Annotated in this window: 15 protein-coding genes; 9 read left to right on the top strand and 6 right to left on the bottom strand. The window is 60.9% G+C overall.

Annotation, left to right across the window (positions count from 1 at the left end; translation table 11 throughout):
- The first annotated feature begins 139 nt into the window (after positions 1–139).
- Positions 140–769, top strand: a complete 630-nt coding sequence (locus tag JWU58_RS00775) for a LysE family translocator (protein ID WP_016772426.1) — start codon at positions 140–142, stop codon at positions 767–769.
- On the opposite strand, the gene JWU58_RS00770 is transcribed toward JWU58_RS00775, so the two are convergent.
- The 6 genes from JWU58_RS00770 to JWU58_RS00745 form a co-directional block, all read right to left on the bottom strand.
- Positions 766–2,901, bottom strand: a complete 2,136-nt coding sequence (locus JWU58_RS00770) for a hypothetical protein (protein WP_130900245.1) — start codon at positions 2,899–2,901, stop codon at positions 766–768. The genes JWU58_RS00775 and JWU58_RS00770 overlap by 4 nt on opposite strands.
- Entirely contained in the window at positions 2,888–4,072 is a 1,185-nt protein-coding gene (locus JWU58_RS00765; RefSeq protein WP_206421339.1) for a DUF3142 domain-containing protein, read from the bottom strand. Before JWU58_RS00765 ends, JWU58_RS00770 begins: the two co-directional genes overlap by 14 nt.
- Before the next feature lie 135 nt (positions 4,073–4,207).
- Positions 4,208–5,047, bottom strand: a complete 840-nt coding sequence (locus JWU58_RS00760; protein ID WP_206421338.1) for a class I SAM-dependent methyltransferase — start codon at positions 5,045–5,047, stop codon at positions 4,208–4,210.
- Positions 5,041–6,195 carry an acyltransferase family protein gene (locus JWU58_RS00755; protein ID WP_206421337.1) on the bottom strand — a complete coding sequence of 385 codons (1,155 nt, stop codon included), beginning with the start codon at positions 6,193–6,195 and terminating at the stop codon, positions 5,041–5,043. Before JWU58_RS00755 ends, JWU58_RS00760 begins: the two co-directional genes overlap by 7 nt.
- Positions 6,192–7,493, bottom strand: coding sequence for a glycosyltransferase (locus JWU58_RS00750; protein WP_122612813.1), 1,302 nt, complete (start codon positions 7,491–7,493; stop codon positions 6,192–6,194). The genes JWU58_RS00755 and JWU58_RS00750 overlap by 4 nt, the downstream gene beginning before the upstream one ends.
- A complete protein-coding gene (locus tag JWU58_RS00745) occupies positions 7,493–9,064 on the bottom strand; it encodes a glycosyltransferase (protein WP_206421336.1) in 1,572 nt (523 codons plus the stop codon). Before JWU58_RS00745 ends, JWU58_RS00750 begins: the two co-directional genes overlap by 1 nt.
- A gap of 427 nt (positions 9,065–9,491) precedes the next feature.
- Here JWU58_RS00745 and JWU58_RS00740 point away from each other — a divergent pair, with 427 nt between their 5' ends.
- From JWU58_RS00740 to JWU58_RS00705, 8 genes are read left to right on the top strand one after another with little or no spacing between them, the layout of a single operon-like run.
- Complete coding sequence (locus tag JWU58_RS00740) at positions 9,492–10,406, top strand: GDP-mannose 4,6-dehydratase (RefSeq protein WP_206421335.1); 915 nt, start codon at positions 9,492–9,494, stop codon at positions 10,404–10,406.
- On the top strand, positions 10,403–11,374 hold the full coding sequence (gene gmd / locus JWU58_RS00735) for a GDP-mannose 4,6-dehydratase (protein ID WP_056791064.1): 972 nt from the start codon (positions 10,403–10,405) through the stop codon (positions 11,372–11,374). Before JWU58_RS00740 ends, gmd begins: the two co-directional genes overlap by 4 nt.
- A 3-nt stretch (positions 11,375–11,377) precedes the next feature.
- Entirely contained in the window at positions 11,378–12,820 is a 1,443-nt protein-coding gene (locus JWU58_RS00730) for a mannose-1-phosphate guanylyltransferase/mannose-6-phosphate isomerase (RefSeq protein WP_206421334.1), read from the top strand.
- Positions 12,821–13,618 carry an ABC transporter permease gene (locus JWU58_RS00725; protein WP_206421333.1) on the top strand — a complete coding sequence of 266 codons (798 nt, stop codon included), beginning with the start codon at positions 12,821–12,823 and terminating at the stop codon, positions 13,616–13,618.
- Complete coding sequence (locus JWU58_RS00720; protein ID WP_206421332.1) at positions 13,618–14,871, top strand: ABC transporter ATP-binding protein; 1,254 nt, start codon at positions 13,618–13,620, stop codon at positions 14,869–14,871. Before JWU58_RS00725 ends, JWU58_RS00720 begins: the two co-directional genes overlap by 1 nt.
- The gene (locus JWU58_RS00715; RefSeq protein WP_206421331.1) at positions 14,868–16,235 is read left to right on the top strand and encodes a glycosyltransferase family 4 protein; all 1,368 of its coding nucleotides are present in this window, start codon (positions 14,868–14,870) and stop codon (positions 16,233–16,235) included. Before JWU58_RS00720 ends, JWU58_RS00715 begins: the two co-directional genes overlap by 4 nt.
- Positions 16,219–17,349, top strand: a complete 1,131-nt coding sequence (locus tag JWU58_RS00710) for a glycosyltransferase family 4 protein (RefSeq protein WP_206421330.1) — start codon at positions 16,219–16,221, stop codon at positions 17,347–17,349. The genes JWU58_RS00715 and JWU58_RS00710 overlap by 17 nt, the downstream gene beginning before the upstream one ends.
- Entirely contained in the window at positions 17,350–18,480 is a 1,131-nt protein-coding gene (locus tag JWU58_RS00705; RefSeq protein ID WP_122612820.1) for a glycosyltransferase family 4 protein, read from the top strand.
- Positions 18,481–18,484: the final 4 nt, after the last annotated feature.

Raw genomic sequence — 18,484 nt, 5'->3', positions numbered from 1 at the left:
CAGATCCCGATAGTCTGACGGTTGAAAACCAGCAGGTTATGCCAAAGCTGCGAACAATTGAAGCCGACTACGCAAGCACCTGCCCTGCCCTCTCGCTCTAGACTGGCGCGAGCAAATCGACATCGAAAAGGGGTGTGATGTGGCAAGTCTGTGGCTGTTTATTTTGACGCTGGCTGTGGTTCTGCTACTGCCGGGACCGGACATGATCCTGCTGTTGCAAACCGGTGCGCGGCAAGGTCGAGGTGCAGCGCTGGCCACCGCGCTGGGCCTGGCCATCGCCCGCGGCTGCCACGTGGCACTGGCGGCATTGGGGCTGGCGGCGCTGTTCAAAACGGCGCCGTGGACGTTTGACGTGGTGCGCATCGCCGGCGCGGCCTATCTGCTGTGGATCGGCATCCAGTGTTTTCGCAGCTCGCTGGTGCCGAGCGTGCAAGCCCAAGAGCAGGCACCTGCTCCCGGCCAGCGGCGCGATGCGATCCGTCGCGGTTTGCTGACCAACCTGCTCAATCCCAAGGCGTTGCTGTTCTGCTCGGTACTGTTGCCACAGTTTATCGTCAGCGGCGGCGCGCCGGTGCTGACACAGTTCGCCGTGCTCGGCCTGGTGCTGGTCAGCGTCGGCCTGCTGTTCGACAGTGTTGTCGCCATGACCGGCGCGGCACTGGGCCGTTGGCTGCAACACAGTCCAACCGCCCAGCGCGCTCAGCAATGGCTGTTCGGCAGTCTGTTGATTGGCTTCGCCGTACGCCTGAGCTTCATTCAACAGGCCTAGCCTTTGCGCACCTTGCGCTGACGACGGCTGATCAGCAGTAGCGCAGCAACAGCGACCAGGATGACCGCGCCGATCTGCACCGGCCACTTGTACGGCCGCAGCGTCCCACGCACGGCATCGGTCACCTGGGTGACGTAGCGCTTGTCGGCATTCTCAAAATCCGGGTACGGGCATTGATTGCCGAAGTCTTGCGCCCACGGCACATAAGGACCTTCCTTGACGTAGCGCTGATACAGCGCACTCTGGTCTTCAAGGCTGCTGTTCCAGCCGGCGGCATTGCACAACACCGCAGCAAACGCCTGACTGGTGTGCGGCAAGTTATCGGCGGCGCGACTGGCCAGTGCCGTGGCGACAAAACGATAGTGATAACGCTGATCCGGTTGCGCGGCGCTGGCCTGCTGGCGCTGCACTTCCGCCGTGGAAATCAGCGGGCCGACATCCAGCTTCGTGCTCTCCAGCGTGTAATTGCCGCCGAAGGTGGCGTAATCAGGGGCCATCTCATAACCGAGGATGTCCATGCCCCACTCCCGGGCCGTCCATGCGGCGTTGTACAACGCACCGGCGCGTTTGCTCGGCCACCACGCCGACTCGGCCTTGAGCCGTTGCTCGCCATAGAGCCGGGCCTTGTGCTGCAGATCGTCACTGGCGAAATAACCGACCGCTTCCTCGTATCGCCCCTCACGCAGCAAGCGCCGACCGAGCAGATTGCGCAGATTGGCGGCCACCGACAGCGGCACATAGTTGTCGCGCTCCTGCTGCGTCAATGGCGGCGGCGCCGGCACGTTCTCATCGACGTACTGCTTGAGCTCATCGACCGTCAGCACCCGCTCGGCAACGGTGGCGGCATCGAACCAGTAAAGGCTGTTGCTGCGATACAGCTGCACGAACGCTTGCAGGTATTCGCCGCGTTGCAGCGCCAGGATCGCGCTTTCGCCCTCGACCCGGCATTTTGGCTGCACCGTTTCAAACGCCCAGTCCGGCGTGCGGCGATAACCCCAGTCTTCATTCTGCGGAAAGGCCTGGGCGGCTTTGGCGTAGGCGGCGGCAGCAGCAGTCGTGTCGCCGTCACGCACCGCCAGTTTTGCCCGCAGCCACCAGGCCAGTCCGCCGTCCCCGGCGTTTACCAGAAAGGCCTTGGCAGACGCGTAGTCGCCCTGTTGATAACTCATCGCTGCCAGTCGATCGGCATTGTCGAGGCTGCCACGGGTGCTGTTTTGCAAGAGAGTGACGAGTTTCTTTTCATTCGACGGCTGCTCACCGAAAGACCAGCCCTGACGGCTGACCAGCGATGCCGTGACCAGTTGCTGCACTGCTGGCTGCTGCAGCAGTTTGGCCAACTGAGATTCCGGCAACTCGGCCAGTTCGTTCATCAGTTGCTTGAGCGAGGTGTAGCCGACGGCCGAACCGTGCAGGTTCTGTGCTTCGTACAGTTCGATGGCGCCGCTCCAGTCGCCCGCGCTGCGCAACGCCCGCGCCTCTTCACCGAGGCTGGCAACGCCCAGTTCCAACGGATCGCTGAAGCCGTCGATGCTCAGTTGCCGGGCCTGCCGGAAGGCATCGCGCGCTTCTTCCAGCGCTTCGATGCGATCGTGCGCCTCGTTGCTCATGGCGAAGGCGATGCGCCCGAGGGAATACGCCGCCCACGTGCTGCGCAAAGGACGCTGGTCCGCCGGCAGCGCCAGCACCTTGTTGAAATACTCCGTGGCCAATTGATGGTCGCCGGTGGCAAAGGCCACCGCGCCGGCGACGTACAAGCGGATTTCCACCGGCAGACTGGCGCCCTGTTCCTCGGCCTGATGGGCATCGCTGAGCCCGCGCAGGCGCTTGACCACAGCGTATTGCTCGACGCTCAGGCCCACCTGCTCAGCCTGTTCGCGAGCCAGCTCAGCCGCGTTGTCTTCGGCATAGTCGTTGGGGTTATGGGTCGCCGCTGTGACATTTTTCAGCCCGGCAATGGTTTTACCGAGGCGACTGACTTCGAAGCTGAAACTGCCTTCGGGCAGATCGGCGAGGGTCTGCGCGCGGTTGTCGAGCAGGCGCATCGGGAAGTCCGGGCCGCAGGCCAGCGCCGAACCCAGCGGCAGGCTGAGGCTCAGGCAAAGCAGATGGCGGGGCCAGTTACGGGTCAACATGCGAACCTCCTTGATCAATATGTGCACAACGCGCCCAACCGACAGCGCGCTGTCCGCCCGCCGGCAAGCGGCCGTCACGCAGGCGGGTGAAGGTAAGCAGATTGGCACTTTGTTGCAACGAGTAACCGGTGAGCGCATCGGCGCCTGCACAATCCCGCGCCTTTAGGGTGATTTGCGCGGGCCACGGGCTGTCGAGATTGCCGCGGTTATCGAGCTGGATGTCATACAAACCGCCCTGCTCTTTGAATGACAGGCGCAACTGACTGTTCAGCACATCTCCGCGAGCCACCGCGCGTAAAGTAGCCAGGCTCCAGGCGCGACGATCGTTGGCCAGCGGCAGGCGAAACCAGATCAAACCGGTCAGATGCTCAGGCGGATCCTCGCGCAAAGTCTTGGCCAATTGGCTGAGTTGCTGCGGATCGGCGAGCAACTCCCGGCGCTGCCCGCCGCGCTCCAGTTGCACTTCGCTTTCCACTACCGGCGCGCCACCGTCATCGCTCAACAGCGCAACGCCGTAGGCCGGCAGCGCCAGATAGAACGGTTTGTCGCTGATACGTGCCCAGGCCTTGGCCCATTTCAACGCCTGCTCGGGATCGAACAGACCCAGTCGCGGATCGCTCACGGCGTGGACTTGCAACACGCTGCTGTCGACGCTTCGCAACAGCGCCGGCAACTGCGCGCTATCGAGCCACGCCGGTAGCGCGGTGATGCTCAAAGGCAACGATGGCGGCAAGACCGCACGCAAGTGTTTGAGGAATTCAGCGTACACGGGCAGCCGTGCATTGCCGGCATCGTGGTCGATTTCGATACCGTTCAGCGTGAGGCCTTGCGCTTGCCAATCGGCAATGACCTGCAGAATCTGCTCGGTGACCTGCTGCTGGTCCAGCGACTGCAACTGGCCATCGAGGCGAATCACTGCGATCAGAGCGCGACCATCAGCTTTCAACAACGCCGGATCAACTCGCGCCCTGCTCCACCGCTCGCCGGGAAAGGCCTGCAATGCCAGCACGCGCAGCGTCGAGAAATCGTCGTGGCTGTCACGCAGTGCCGGTTCATGGGCAGGTGTCCATTGCCGTTGCCAGACGTAAAGTTGTTGGTCGAGAGGCGGCGCGACGTGTTGCTCGCAACCCGCAAGCAAGACGCCGAGAAACAGACCCACAATAAACCGCATACCTTGAAAATCCCCGAAACCACAGGCCGCAAGGTTACACAAAAACCGTGTAGGAGCTGACGAGTGAAACGAGGCTGCGATCTTTTGATCTTGCTTCAAGACTCCAGATCAAAAGATCGCAGCGTGCCGCAGCGCCTACAGGGATGCCGCTGGTTTGCGCGCGATAATCACCTGACTCTTGGCCACCACCGCATCCAGCGCCTGCTTGATCTGTGCACCGCGCGGGGAATCCAGCACCGCTTGCCACGTGTTGGCCCAGTGCTCGAGCATCGGGTGATCGGGGTTGCTGAGATCGACCTTGGCTTCCCAGAACAACATCATCCACATCGACCAGTAGAAGCCATATTGGCTGTGGCTGATGATCTCCAGCCCGGCCTCGCTGACCATGGCCTTGAACTGGTCTTCGCTGATAATGCGTATGTGGTTGGGTTTCTGAAAATACTCCGGCGCGGCGATGTCCTTTTGCAGGTCCTCGGAGCTGGGATGCGGCACGCTCAGCAGATACAACGCGCCCGGTTTACCGACACGCACCAGCTCGGCAAGAAACTGCGCGGGATCATCAACGTGCTCGATCACCTCGGTGGAGACCACACGCGTTGCCGTTGCGTCGGCAATCGGTAGCGGGTTGCAGTCGGTAACGTGGCATTCGATGTCCCGGGCCGACGTGTCGCTCAGACGCTGGCGGGTGGCTTCGACCTTGGCCGCATCGATATCGGCAAGAATGATCTTCGCCCCGCGCATACCGCAGAAGTGCACGTTGCCGCCATCACCGCAACCGACATCCAGCAACGTGTCGTCAGCACTCACAGCGAATCCCGTATACAGCTCGTGGGTTGCCTGGTTGTACCAGCCGCTGAGTTTCGCGTCGTAAAGGCCGAGCGAGAACGGATCAACCTTGTCGGCAACCGCAGCGACCGGTTCTGCTGCAGTCTGTGCAGGCGTTATCGCCGAGAGTTTCTTCAAAAAGCTCAGCATGAGGTGGCTCCGGTGGAGGTAACAGCAGTTCGGGAAGCATTGAGGCGCTTGACCAGTGCAGCACCGCGATTGCGCATCGGCATTTCGACCAAGCGATAGTTGAGTTCGCTGAGCAGCGCGATCAGGCCAAAGGCAATCAGCACCGTAAGGATGGGATGTCCGGCCGGGCTCGGCAGACCGCTGCTCTGCAAGCGAAAGATCAGCTCACGCAGCAGCAGATAAGCGGGGATGTGGATCAGGTAGATGCCGTAGGAGCGGCTGCCGATCCAGGCCAGGCAGCGCTGAATGCGTCCGGCAGGCATCAGGTAGTCACGGTTGTACGAGGCGATCCAGACCAGCAGCGCACTGAGCACGGCGATCGAACCGATGCGGAAACTGGCCAAGGTAAAACGGTCGGTCGCCATGAAGCTCAACAGCGCTGCAATGACAATCAAGGCTGAAATGCCAAGCCATGGTCGGCGCAAGAACGAGGGCTGCCAGCGCTGATAACCCGGCTGCGCACTCCACATCGCCAACAGTACGCCAAGGGCCAGCGCGTCGGTGCGTACCACCATCAGCAACGGCGTGCGCACAGTCAGAATCTGCACCGCCACCAGCGCCAGCAATGCCCAGACCAAGCGTCGACGAAACAACAGGATCAGCAACGGAAAAAGCAGGTAGAACTGCTCCTCCAGCGCCAGGCTCCAGTAAACGAAACTGCTGCCATATTCGTATTGGAAGAAGCTGTCGGCGAAGCGGAAATTGGCGTATTGCAGCACCCCGGCCAGGGTCGCCTGAAGATTGGCGGATAGCGTGCCGAACGCACCGGATCGATTGAAAAACATACAGGCCAGCAGGATCAGCGCCAGCCACAGCCAGGCTGAAGGCAGCAACCGAAAAGCCCGGCGCAGCCAGAAATGGCGGACCTGTTGCCAGCGCTCCCGGCCCGTCGTGCAGCCTTGCAGCGCCGGGATCAAGCTCCGGGCGATGACAAAACCGGAGATCGCAAAAAACAGGTCAACGCCCCACCACGTCTGCGCCCATTCGTGGATCCGGGCCAGCGACGGCACCGGGTCGGTGAACAGATTGTCCGCCAGATGGTGGAACAACACCGCGAGCACCGCGACCGCACGCAGGACTTCAACGTCCATAATGCGCTTGCCGTTCATGCCTGGGGGGCTTCCAAGGCAGGCGCACGATGCTCGAACAACTGCGTCAGAAACCCTCGCAAACGCTGTTCAGCCACAGCCTGGCTGCAGAACGCCTGCAAACTGTCGACTGCCTGCGCGGACATATCGGCATAGCGCTGCGGCTGGTTTTTCGCGACGTCATAACTGGCCCGATAGGCCTCGCATAACGAGGTCCAGTTGGTCACGTAACGCAGGGTTCTAAAGGCCTTGCGCGGGTCGTGAGGCCAGGCTGTCAGCTCATCCGTGGACTCAATGAGAAAGGCATTCGCGGTGCTCAGGTAATCGATCATCGCCGTGGTACGCGGCGCGACCGCCGGCTTGCCGCAGGACATGAACTCCATCAGCGGCAGGCACTGCCCTTCACCGTACGAGGTGTTGACCACATACCGCGTGGCCTGCACCAGTTGCTCGTAGTCCGGATCGGCGAGGTAGCCGTAGATCAGAACGATGCGGCAGCGATAAGACTGGTTTTTGTACAAGTGATGAAGAATATCGCTGAGCGCTTCTTCGGCGTCATGGTGAGTGAGCTTGAGCACCAGCGTCGCGTCTTCGACATCGCGGAAACACACACAGAACGCACTGAGCATGTCTTCCCAGTTCTTGCGCCCGTCACCGGGATTGAACACCGAGGTGTAAACCACACCGTCAAGCATCAGCGTCTGTTCGGAGGCCGGCGCGGCGAAGTCGATGCCGTCGCCGCTGCGCAGGTGCGCCGGCCCGAATGCATTCAGATTGAGGGTGCGGCTGTCCGCGACCAGGCCTTTGATCGTCAGGCTGTACGCGGCGGCCAGCGCTTGCTCGGGCATCTTCGCGCCACGGGCCGCAAAACGGTCCCAGACCGGCGCCGGCACCGCGACGATCGGGTACTCGGCACCCATGGCCTCACGCACGGCGTTGACCGTATAACTGGAATGGGTAATCGCCGCCCCGCAGGCATGCAAGACGCTACGCCAGTCGTTGCGCGGCTCGCCCGCGAAGGCTTCGTTGGGGATCGTGCTGAACTCCCACGCAAACACCGGCAGCGTCGGACAGGCCAGGTGAACGGGGGTGCGATGCGGCGGCGAGAACGACAGAAACACGCAAGGCTCGCCACGGCTCAGGCATTCCAGATACAGCGCATCGACTTCTGTCTGCGGATCGGCCACTTCCACCACCCGACCGATGCGTTCGAGCACCGGACGATATTCCTTGAGCACGAAGTAATAGCTGTACTCCGAACGCCCGAGGTTCTGCGCAATGGTGTGCCGGTTGGTTTCCGAATGAATGATGATCAGCATCACGCGTTATCCTTCGCGAACACGACATCCCCAACCTTGGGCAAAGGTTGGAAGAAATTCGACAGGCGCGTTTGCACCTCGCTTAAACCACAATAACGCTGCATGCGTTCTACCGCCGCTGCCGACATGCGGTGGTAAGCCTGTGGCTGCGTCGTGGCCATGCGGTAGCTGCGTTCGTAGGCAGTTTTCAGCGAGCCCCAGTCGGGACGATGGCGCAGCGTGCGATAGATCAGGCGGCTGTCCTGCGGCCAGATGGCCGGCTCCTCGCTGGACTTGACCACGAATGCCACCGAATCATCGATGTAGTCTTGCATCGCCGTATGGTCCGGTGCGATCACCGGTTTGCCGCTGCACATGAACTCCATCAAGGGCAGGCAAAGACCTTCACAACGCGAAGCATTGACGTAAAAACTCGCAGCCTGATAGAGCCGAGCGTATTGCCCATCGTCCAGGTAACCGTGCAGGACCACCACACGGCAGGCGAACGGCGTGAGCTGGGCGAGCAGGGTCATCAGTTCGTCATAGTAGAGCGTCAGATCGTTCTGAGTGATTTTCAGCACCAGCGTCGCATCAGCCGTCTCACGAAACGCCCAGCAGAACGCCGTGATCAGTTGATGCCAGTTCTTGCGCCCGTCCTTGGGGTTGAACACGCTGACGTAGATAACGCCGTCAACCTGGGTTTCGACCACCGAAGAGGTGTCCGGCAGATTGCGCGGAACAGGTTCGACAATTGGCAGCGGTGGCGCGGCGCAAACGGCCGGCAGACGCTGCTCGAGCCAATCGTGAACGGCATCAGGCAGCAGATCGCGAACGCCCTCCCAATACCAGTTGGACAAGAATTTGACTCGATGTACCGGTTCGGCTTGCTGCTCACCGGCGTTCAACAGCCATAGCCGCAGGTAGTGCCGGGCAATGATCAAGCGCCGCTTGAGCGTCAACGGTGGTGGACGGGCCGCCTCCAGTTCCGCCGCCAGCGCAGCCTCTTCTTCGGCAGTCAGCGGGACAGGAAGCAAGCTGTCGGCCGAGAGACCCAATGTACGGCTGTCGAATATGCAGCCCTTGATTGCCAGTGCAGTGCCCGGGTTGACCGGCATCGGTTGGTGTTGCTGACGAATCGTTGCGAAGCTGTCCCACAACGGCGTCGGCAAAACCAGCACCGGGAACGCTTCGCCCATGGCGCGGCGGATGGCCGTTGCCGTGTGGCTCGACAGGGTGATTATCCGACCGTGGCGCGCGAGCATGCGTGTCCAGTCCTGACGCGGATCGTCGTCCCACTGTTCATCGGGGATCGAATCGAACTCCCAGGCCACCACGCAAATCGTCGAGCATTGCAGATCAACCGGAGTTTTCTGCGGCGGGGTGAAGGACAGGAACACACTGTCTTCGCCAGCGGCGAGCAATTGCCGGTAAATCACATCGACGTCGGCGACAGATCCGGCCACGTGCACGCGCCCAAGGCTTTCCAGCACCGGGCGATAGGCTTTGAGGACAAAGTAATAGCTGTATTCCGGACGCCCGAGACTGGCACTGATGGAGCTGTCGTTGACGTCCGAATAGAGAATGAAATTCATGGCATCCCACGATGAAGCACCATCCCGGCGACTTCATGCTATGACGGCCGCGCGGCGGATCGGGTCGGCAGGGCCGGCACTCGTCCGTCATCATCGGGCACGTCTCTGTTCTTGTTTTAGTGGTCAGTTTCACCCCGCGTCGCGGCGTCCGGAAAACAACCGGCCAACTCACGACGAAGGCCATTCTAAACACATCCATCGCGAGTCCGGGAACCGCCGGGCGAGAATAAATCGGACTATGCTGACGAGAACTGACCAGTCACGGTTTGCCCGGTTGAAATTGCCGAGCAATTGGCACAGATTGGCAACCAAACAACTACAACAACGGCTTCGCCTGCTGTTTCACCGGATATTTCCTCCGGTCTGACAGGGCTTTCCTCAAAGCGTGTAAGGAAAGCGGCGCGAGTCATGACCAAGGGGTCGCTGTTTGAAAAAACGTCTGTTCGTCACGGGCCTCAGCGGCTTCGTGGGACAACACATTCAGTCTCGTCTGGCTTCGCCGGGATCGTCGTGGGCGCTGCTGCCTGCCGCATCGGCCTACGACCTTACGAACGCCGACAGCCTCATCGACCTTTGGCCCGAGATGCCGGATGCAGTCATTCATCTGGCCGGCCAGACCTTCGTGCCGGAAGCCTTTCGTGACCCGGCCCGCACCTTCGATATCAATCTTTTCGGCACCCTCAACCTGCTGCAGGCGCTCAAGGCTCGCGGCTTTTCCGGCACTTTCCTGTACGTCAGCTCCGGCGACGTTTACGGGCAAGTCGCCGAAGAGCATCTGCCAATCACCGAGCAACAACCGCCGCTGCCGCGCAATCCTTACGCGGTGAGCAAACTTTCAGCGGAGTTCCTCAGTTTGCAATGGGGCCTGAGTGAAGGCTGGCCAGTGCTGGTGGCGCGTCCGTTCAACCACATCGGCACCGGGCAAAAAGACAGCTTCGTCATCGCCAGCGCCGCCCGGCAGATCTGCCGTATCAGACAGGGTCTGCAAGCGCCGCAATTGCAAGTCGGCGATATCGACGTTACGCGGGATTTTCTTGATGTCGGCGACGTGATCGCAGCGTATTTCGCCCTGCTGGAAAACGGCGCACCGGGGCAGGTCTACAACATCTGCTCGGGCCGCGAGCAAAGCATTCGCAGCCTGATCGAGCAATTGGCCGATCTGGCCGAAGTCGACGTAGAACTGGTGGCGGATCCGGCGCGCATGCGGCGCGCCGACCAGCGCCGCGTCTGCGGCAGTCACGCAAAACTGGCCAGCGCCACAGGATGGGCGCCAGCCACCACCACACAACAATCCCTGCGGGCGATCCTGTCCGACTGGGAGATGCGAGTACGACAACAATGACAAAAAGTGCACTGATTACCGGGATCACGGGCCAGGACGGCGCCTATCTGGCCAAACTGCTGCTGGACAAGGGTTACAAGGTTCATGGCCTCGTCGCCCGGCGCAGCAGCGATTCACGCTGGCGCCTGCGCGAGATGGGCGTCGAAGCCGATATTGTCTACCTCGACGGCGACATGGCGGACGCCTGCTCGGTGCAGCGTGCGGTAATCAAATCGGCACCGGACGAGGTCTACAACCTCGCCGCACAGAGTTTTGTCGCCGCCTCGTGGGATCAACCGGTGACCACCGGCATCGTCGATGGGCTGGGCGTGACACACCTGCTCGAAGCGATCCGCCAGTTCAGTCCGCACACGCGTTTTTATCAGGCCTCGACCAGCGAAATGTTCGGCCTGATCCAGGCTGAGCAGCAGGACGAGAACACTCCGTTCTACCCGCGCAGCCCTTACGGCGTGGCCAAGCTCTACGGCCACTGGATCACCGTCAACTACCGCGAAAGCTTCAACCTGCACGCCAGCAGCGGCATCCTCTTCAACCATGAATCACCGCTGCGCGGCATCGAATTCGTTACCCGCAAGGTCACTGACGCTGCCGCGCGCATCAAGCAGGGCAAACAGCAGGACCTGGCGCTGGGCAACATCGACGCGAAACGCGATTGGGGCTTTGCCGGCGATTACGTCGAAGCCATGTGGCTGATGCTGCAGCAGGACAAACCCGACGACTTCGTGGTCGCCACGGGCGTCACCACCACGGTGCGCGAGATGTGCCGCATTGCCTTCGATCACGTTGGCCTTAACTACCGCGATTACGTGAAGATCGACCCGGCGTTTTTCCGCCCGGCCGAAGTCGAAGTGCTGCTCGGCAACCCGGCCAAGGCCCAGCGTGTACTGGGCTGGAAACCGAAAACCGACCTGGATACCTTGATCCGCATGATGATGGATGCGGACATGAAACGCGTCGCCAAGGAGTAGGCCATGCTGATTCCGGTGATTCTGTCCGGCGGTGCCGGCACCCGTTTGTGGCCGGTGTCCCGCGAGGGCCACCCCAAGCCGTTCATGATCCTGCCCGACGGCCAGTCGCTGCTGGGCAAGACCTACCAGCGCGCGGCGGCGTTGCTGGACGGCTGGGGCGACATCGTCACCGTGACCAACCGCGAGTATTACTTCCAGAGCAAGGATCACTACTGCGCGGCGCATGTGTCGCGCCATCGCGGGCACTTTCTGCTGGAGCCGAGCGGGCGCAACACCGCACCGGCGATCGCAGCGGCAGCACTGTCATTGCAGGCGCTGCATGGTGACGACGCAATCATGGTGGTGATGCCGGCGGATCATTTGATCGTCAATCAGGACGCCTTGAAGAGTGCGGTCGAGCACGCAGTGAATCTGGCGAAGGACGGTTATCTGGTGACCTTCGGCGTGATACCAACCGCGCCGGAAACCGGCTTCGGCTATATCGAGACCGGTGCGCCGCTGGATGCCAAGGGTGCGGCCAAGGTGCAGCGTTTCGTCGAGAAACCCGACCTGCAGACCGCCACGCATTACCTGGAGAGCGGCAACTTCCTGTGGAATTCGGGGATGTTCTGCTTCACCACCGCGACGCTCATTGCCGAACTGCAACTGCACGCACCCGAGTTGCTGGAACAGACCCGCGCCTGCATGGCCGCCAGTGCACCGGTCGAAACGGTCGGCTGCCTGCAACAGGAGCTGTCACCGACGCTGTTTGCCGAAATCACCGACATCTCCATCGACTACGCGCTGATGGAGCGCTCGGAAAAAGTCGTGGTGGTACCTGCCGGTTTCGACTGGAGCGACATCGGTTCGTGGAATGCGGTCGCCGCGCTGATTCCCGCCGACGCCGACAACAACCGCGCCAGTGGCGAAGCGATCTTCATCGACAGCCACAACAACTTCGTGCAGAGCGAAGGCCGGCTGGTGGCAACCGTCGGTGTGGATAACCTGATCATCGTCGACACCGCCGATGCGGTGCTGGTGGCCCATGCCGACCGTGCACAGGATGTACGCCGCGTGGCGAAGCAACTCAAGGACAAGTCCCACGAAGCCTATCGCCTGCATCGTACGGTCAGCCGTCCCTGGGGCACCTACACCGTTCTGGAGGAAGGTCCGCGCTTCAAGATCAAGCGCATCGTGGTCAAACCCGGTGGCAAGTTGTCGTTGCAGATGCACCATCACCGCAACGAGCACTGGGTGGTGGTCGAAGGCATGGCCAAGGTCACCAACAACGGTTCCGGCACGACTCTGGTCGCCAAGAACGAATCGACGTTCATTGCTGCCGGCCACAAGCATCGCCTGGAGAACCCCGGAGTGATCGACCTGGTCATCATTGAAGTGCAAAGCGGCGAATATCTGGGCGAGGACGATATCGTTCGCTTCGAAGATCAATACGGCAGGACGGTCTGAATGCTGCTTTCCCTGTACCGCTCGCTGTACAGCTACCGTGGGTTCATCCTCGGCAGCGTGCAGCGCGAGTTTCAAGCGCGTTATCGCAACTCGCTGTTCGGCGCGCTGTGGCCGATCTTCAATCCGCTGTCGATGATCATCGTCTACACGGTGATCTTTTCCCAGATCATGCGCGCGCGCCTGCCCGGTGTGGACGACAGCATGGCCTACAGCGTCTACCTGTGCGCTGGTCTGCTGGCCTGGGGACTGTTTTCCGAAATCACCCTGCGCAGCCAGAACATGTTTCTGGAAAACGCCAACCTGCTGAAGAAAATCAGCTTCCCGAGGATCTGCCTGCCGGTGATCGTCCAGATCAACGCCGGGATCAATTTCGCCATCATCATCAGCCTGTTTCTCGGGTTTCTGCTGGTCACCGGGCGCTGGCCGGGGATCGCTCTGCTGGCGCTGATTCCGCTGATTGCTCTGCAAATGATGTTCTGCGCCGGGCTGGGCATGGTCCTTGGCGTATTGAACGTATTCTTTCGCGATGTCGGCCAGTTGTTCGGCATCTGCCTGCAGTTCTGGTTCTGGCTGACACCGATCGTCTACCCGATCACGATCCTGCCGGAATGGGTGCAGCGCCTGCTGCAACTCAACCCGCTGACCAACCTGTTCAGCAGTTATCAGAACCTGTTTCTCTACGGTCAGTGGCCGGTATGGAGCTCGCTGCTGCCGGTTTTCATTACTGGCGTGGTGTTCTGTCTGATCGGTCTGCGGCTGTTTCGCCAGCGCGTCGGCGAAATGGTGGATGAACTCTGATGGGACATATTCGTGTCACCGGCCTAGGCAAGGCCTATAAGCAATACCCCAACCGCTGGGCGCGCCTGGCCGAGTGGCTGATCCCGTTTTCGCCGATCCGCCATCAACAGCATTGGGTGCTGCAAGATGTCGAATTCGAGATTGCTCCGGGTGAAGCGGTGGGTATCGTCGGCGCCAACGGTGCAGGCAAAAGCACCTTGCTGAAAATGATCACCGGCACCACTCAACCCACCCAAGGCAAGATTGAATTGCAAGGGCGCGTCGCAGCCCTGCTGGAGCTGGGCATGGGTTTCCATCCGGACTTTACCGGTCGGCAGAACGCAATCATGGCCGGTCAGTTGTTCGGCATGCAGCTTGAAGAAATCCAGGCCCTGATGCCCGATATCGAGCGTTTTGCCGAAATCGGCGAAGCCATCGATCACCCGGTGCGCACTTACTCCAGCGGCATGCAGATGCGTTTAGCGTTCAGTGTCGCCACCGCCCGGCGCCCGGACATCCTGATCGTCGACGAAGCGCTGTCGGTGGGCGACGCCTATTTTCAGCACAAGAGCTTCGAACGCATCCGCAGCTTTCGTAAATCCGGCACGACGTTATTGATCGTGTCCCATGATCGTTTCGCGATTCAGTCGATTTGCGACTCGGCGATCCTGCTCAAGGACGGGCGCGTGGCCATGCGCGGCAAACCGGAGCCGGTTCTGGATTATTACAATGCGCTGATGGCCGAACGGGAGGGTCAGGTCGTACGCCAGGAAACGCTCGCCGGCGGCGAGGTGCAAACGGTTTCCGGCACCGGCGAGGCGGCGATTCTCGGCGTACGCCTGCTCGATGAAAACCAGCGCAGCATTGACGCTGTCGAAGTCGGCCAACCGGTGGTGCTCGAAGTGCAGGTCGAGGTACGCGAGGACATCGAACGGCTGGTGCTGGGCTTTATCCTCAAGGATCGACTGGGCCAGATGATGTACGGCATCAACACCCACCGGCTGAACAAGGCATTGACCGATCTGCGCGCCGGTGAACGCTTCACCTATCGCTTCGCCTTCATCATGGGCCTGGGTAAAGGCAACTATTCGGTGTCCCTTAGCCTGTCGCGTCTGGACTCGCACCTGGATCGCAATTTCGAGTGGCGTGACTACGCACTGGTGTTCCACGTGATCAACAACCCTCGGGAGGATTTCGTCGGTTGTGCCTGGCTCGACGCAAAAACCACCATTACCCGTGAAACCGAGGCCCGGCCTGTCGAGCGTGCGCCATGACCCGCCTCTTGGTTGAATGCACTCACGTATTCAAACACCCCAAGGTCAATTCGGGGATTCAGCGCGTGGTGCGCAACGTCATCAAGCAGCTGCCCGCCAGCGCTGAAAGCGTCGAGTGCATGCCGGTGGTGGTGATCAATGGCCAGCTCTACCGCGTGCTGCAACTGGCGCCACTCGATACACCGTTCTGGAACAGCCTGGAAACCTTCGGTGAACGCCTGGAGCGCCTCGCCCACCGCTTCTGGCAATGGCACCAGCGCCGCGATGCGCTATGCACTTCGAAACTGGCGCGGCGGCTCCTTTACGTCAGCTATCGGTTGACCCAGTTTGCCGTGCTCGGCCTGCCGATTCGGCTGGTCAGACGGATCAACCGCAGGCAGCTGCTTCAACGTTGCTCGCCGCTTCAACACCATCCGGGCGATCAACTGGTGCTGCTGGATTCATCCTGGCACTCGGACTTTTTCGCCCATGTCGAGCAGCTCAAACGCGACGGCGTCGGCATGATCGCGGTGATCTACGACCTGATTCCGCTGACGCATCCGCAGTTTTACGACACGCGGCTGGTCGAAGTTTTCAATGAGTGGTTCGACTGGATTACCCGCACGGCCGACGGCTACATGGCAATTTCCGCCACGGTGCGTGATCAGGTGCGTGGTGAATTGCAACGCAGAATCGGTGCCGAGCAGACTGAAAAGCGCTGGTTCGATTACTTTTATCTGGGGTCCGAGCTCGACCTGCATCACGGCACGGCAACGATCGAACCACGCCTCAAGGATCTGTTCGCTGCATCCGGCCCGGTATTTCTGATGGTCAGCACCATCGAGCCGCGCAAGAACCATGGGTACCTGCTCGACGCCTTCGAACGCGCCTGGGCTGCCGGCTCGACGGCACGCCTGTGCATCGCCGGGCGTATCGGCTGGAAATGCGACGCGCTGCTCGAGCGAATCCGCAATCATCCGGAACTGAATCGGCGCCTGTTCATGTTCAATGACCTGAGCGACACCAGCCTGGAATACGCATACACGCAGGCCAGCGCGCTGGTCTTCCCCTCGTTCGTTGAAGGCTTCGGCCTGCCGCTGGTGGAAGCCATGCAGCGCGGTTTGCCGGCAATGGGCAGCGACATCGCGGTATTCCGCGAAATCGGTGGCCAGTTCATGGCGTATTTCGATCTGCTGGATCCACAAAGCCTTGCCGATCTGATCGAAACCTATCAGCGCAGCGGACAGTTTCCCGCCGCCCGCGACGTCGCTGACTGGCGCTGGATCGGCTGGCGCGAGGCCAGTGAGCAGTTGGCGACACACAGCCTTGCCCATGTTCAGCAGGCCCCGCGCGTGCAAGCGAGGCCGCATGCGCATTGCTCTTAACGCCCGCATCCTGCAAGCACCGCGCACCGGCATCGGCCACTACGTCGCCGAACTGGTCAACGCCTTGCGCAGCGAACCCGATGTGGACGTAAGCCTGTTTCACGGATGGGGCTGGAGTTCGGCCCTGCCGGCCGCAGCCATGCCCGGCTACTCGCGCATGACGCCATTGCTGCGGCAAATTCCCGGGGCTTATCAGGCACGCCGCTGGCTGGAGCAGAAACGTTTTGATCAAGGGCGTGCACAAGGGCTCGATCTTTATCACGAGCCGAGCCTGTGGCCGCTGGCCTTCGACGGCCCGACCGTGATCACCCTGCATGATCTGACGCACCTGCATTTTCCAGAAACCCAGCCACCAGCACGTTTGAGGGAAATCGAACGTCGTCTGGCCGCCGGCGTGGAGCAGGCGCGGGTCATTCTGACCGATTCGCAGGCGATCGCTGACGAAGCGCAGGCCTACTTCAATCTCCCTGCACAGCGATTCGTGGTGGCGCCGTTGGGTGTGGCCGAACGCTTCCGTCCTCGGCCACTTGAGGAAATCGACAGTGTGCTCAAGGCTCACGCTGTCCAGGCACGGGAATATTTCCTCTGTGTCGGCACCCTCGAGCCACGCAAGAACCTGAACCTGGCGTTGCAGGCCCACGCCCTGCTGCCAGACGCTGTGCGCCAGCGCTTTCCCTTATTGATTGCGGGCATGGCCGGCTGGCAACGCGAGCAGTTCAGCGAGCCACTGCGCCAGGCATTGGCCAGCGGCCACGTGTGCCTGCTCGGCTATCTGCCCGATGAACAACTGGCGCAACTGCTGGCCGGCGCGCGGGCACTGATATTTCCATCCTTGTATGAAGGCTTTGGCTTGCCGGTGCTGGAAGCCATGGCCAGTGGCACGCCGGTGGTGACCACCCGTTCTTCGGCGATGCCGGAAGTGGCCGGTGCGGCTGGCAACTATATTGAAGCGAACGATGCCGAGGGCCTGCGCGATGCAATGAGCCGTCTGCTTGACGACTCGCAGCATTGGCAGGCCTGCCGCGAAGCAGGATTGCAGCAGGCGCGGCTTTTTTCCTGGCAACGTTGTGCACAGGCTACGGCCGGTGCCTATCGCCAGGCCATGGGAGGTTGAATGCGCGTTCTTCATTTCTTCAAGACGTACCTGCCCGATTCGGTCGGCGGCATCGAACAAGTCATCTTTCAGTTGTGCGAAAGCGGCGCCCAGCATGGCATCGATGGGCAAGTGCTGACCCTCAGCACCAATCCGACGCCGCCTGTGGTGCAACTGGGCCAGCACGAAGTACATCGGGCGAAGCTGGATATTCAGTTCGCCTCGACCGGTTTTTCCTGGAGCGTGTTCAAGCAGTTCCGTGAGCTGGCCGCCGAAGCCGACGTGATCAACTATCACTTCCCGTGGCCATTCATGGACCTGGTGCATTTCGCCAGCGCCGTGAACAAGCCGAGCGTGGTCACCTATCACTCGGACATCATTCGCCAGAAGCATCTGCTCAAGCTCTATCGGCCACTGATGAATCGCTTCCTCGCCAGCGCCGACCGCATCGTTGCTGCATCGCCGAACTATCTGCACACCAGCGATGTGCTGCAGCAGTTTCAGGACAAGACCCGCGTTATCCCCTACGGCCTGAATAAAGCAGGTTATCCACAGCCTGGTACCGAACGCATGAACCGCTGGCGCCAACAGCTTGGGGATAAGTTTTTTCTGTTCGTCGGGGTGATGCGTTATTACAAGGGGCTGCACATCCTGCTCGATGCGCTCAAAGACATCGATTATCCCGTGGTGATCGTCGGTGCCGGTCCGCTGGAGCAGGAACTGCATGCACAGGCCGCCGCGCTGGGCCTGCGCAATATTCACTTTCTCGGCCGTCTGAGTGACGAGGACAAAGTGGCGTTGCTGCAATTGAGTTACGCGATCGTATTTCCTTCGCACCTGCGCTCCGAGGCTTTCGGTATCTCGTTGCTCGAAGGCGCGATGTACGGCAAACCGATGATCTCCAGCGAAATCGGCACCGGTACCAGTTTCATCAATATCCACAACGAAACCGGACTGGTGGTGCCCCCGAGCAATCCACAGGCCTTTCGTGAAGCCATGCGTACGCTTTGGGAAAACCCTGAGCGTGCTGCCGAGATGGGGGTCAAAGCGGAAGCGCGCTATCGGCAGCTGTTCACCGCCGATGAGATGGGTCGCAAGTGGACAGAGCTGTATCAGGAACTGCTGGCTGAAAAGGCTCTGTCCTACGCTTGAGTGG

Origin of the sequence: Pseudomonas atacamensis (assembly GCF_017167965.1) — a bacterium.
Taxonomy (GTDB): domain Bacteria; phylum Pseudomonadota; class Gammaproteobacteria; order Pseudomonadales; family Pseudomonadaceae; genus Aquipseudomonas; species Aquipseudomonas atacamensis.
Note: the sequence above shows the minus strand (reverse complement) of the source record. Positions and strands in the feature narration are given on the sequence as shown.

Coding starts and splice junctions, on each gene's coding strand:
- JWU58_RS00725 (WP_206421333.1), top strand. CDS start 12,821: ATGCTGCTTTCCCTGTACCGCTCGCTGTACAGCTACCGTGGGTTCATC.
- JWU58_RS00755 (WP_206421337.1), bottom strand. CDS start 6,195: ATGAACGGCAAGCGCATTATGGACGTTGAAGTCCTGCGTGCGGTCGCG.
- JWU58_RS00710 (WP_206421330.1), top strand. CDS start 16,219: ATGCGCATTGCTCTTAACGCCCGCATCCTGCAAGCACCGCGCACCGGC.
- JWU58_RS00705 (WP_122612820.1), top strand. CDS start 17,350: ATGCGCGTTCTTCATTTCTTCAAGACGTACCTGCCCGATTCGGTCGGC.
- JWU58_RS00765 (WP_206421339.1), bottom strand. CDS start 4,072: ATGCGGTTTATTGTGGGTCTGTTTCTCGGCGTCTTGCTTGCGGGTTGC.
- JWU58_RS00770 (WP_130900245.1), bottom strand. CDS start 2,901: ATGTTGACCCGTAACTGGCCCCGCCATCTGCTTTGCCTGAGCCTCAGC.
- gmd (WP_056791064.1), top strand. CDS start 10,403: ATGACAAAAAGTGCACTGATTACCGGGATCACGGGCCAGGACGGCGCC.
- JWU58_RS00720 (WP_206421332.1), top strand. CDS start 13,618: ATGGGACATATTCGTGTCACCGGCCTAGGCAAGGCCTATAAGCAATAC.
- JWU58_RS00750 (WP_122612813.1), bottom strand. CDS start 7,493: ATGCTGATCATCATTCATTCGGAAACCAACCGGCACACCATTGCGCAG.
- JWU58_RS00715 (WP_206421331.1), top strand. CDS start 14,868: ATGACCCGCCTCTTGGTTGAATGCACTCACGTATTCAAACACCCCAAG.
- JWU58_RS00730 (WP_206421334.1), top strand. CDS start 11,378: ATGCTGATTCCGGTGATTCTGTCCGGCGGTGCCGGCACCCGTTTGTGG.
- JWU58_RS00760 (WP_206421338.1), bottom strand. CDS start 5,047: ATGCTGAGCTTTTTGAAGAAACTCTCGGCGATAACGCCTGCACAGACT.
- JWU58_RS00745 (WP_206421336.1), bottom strand. CDS start 9,064: ATGAATTTCATTCTCTATTCGGACGTCAACGACAGCTCCATCAGTGCC.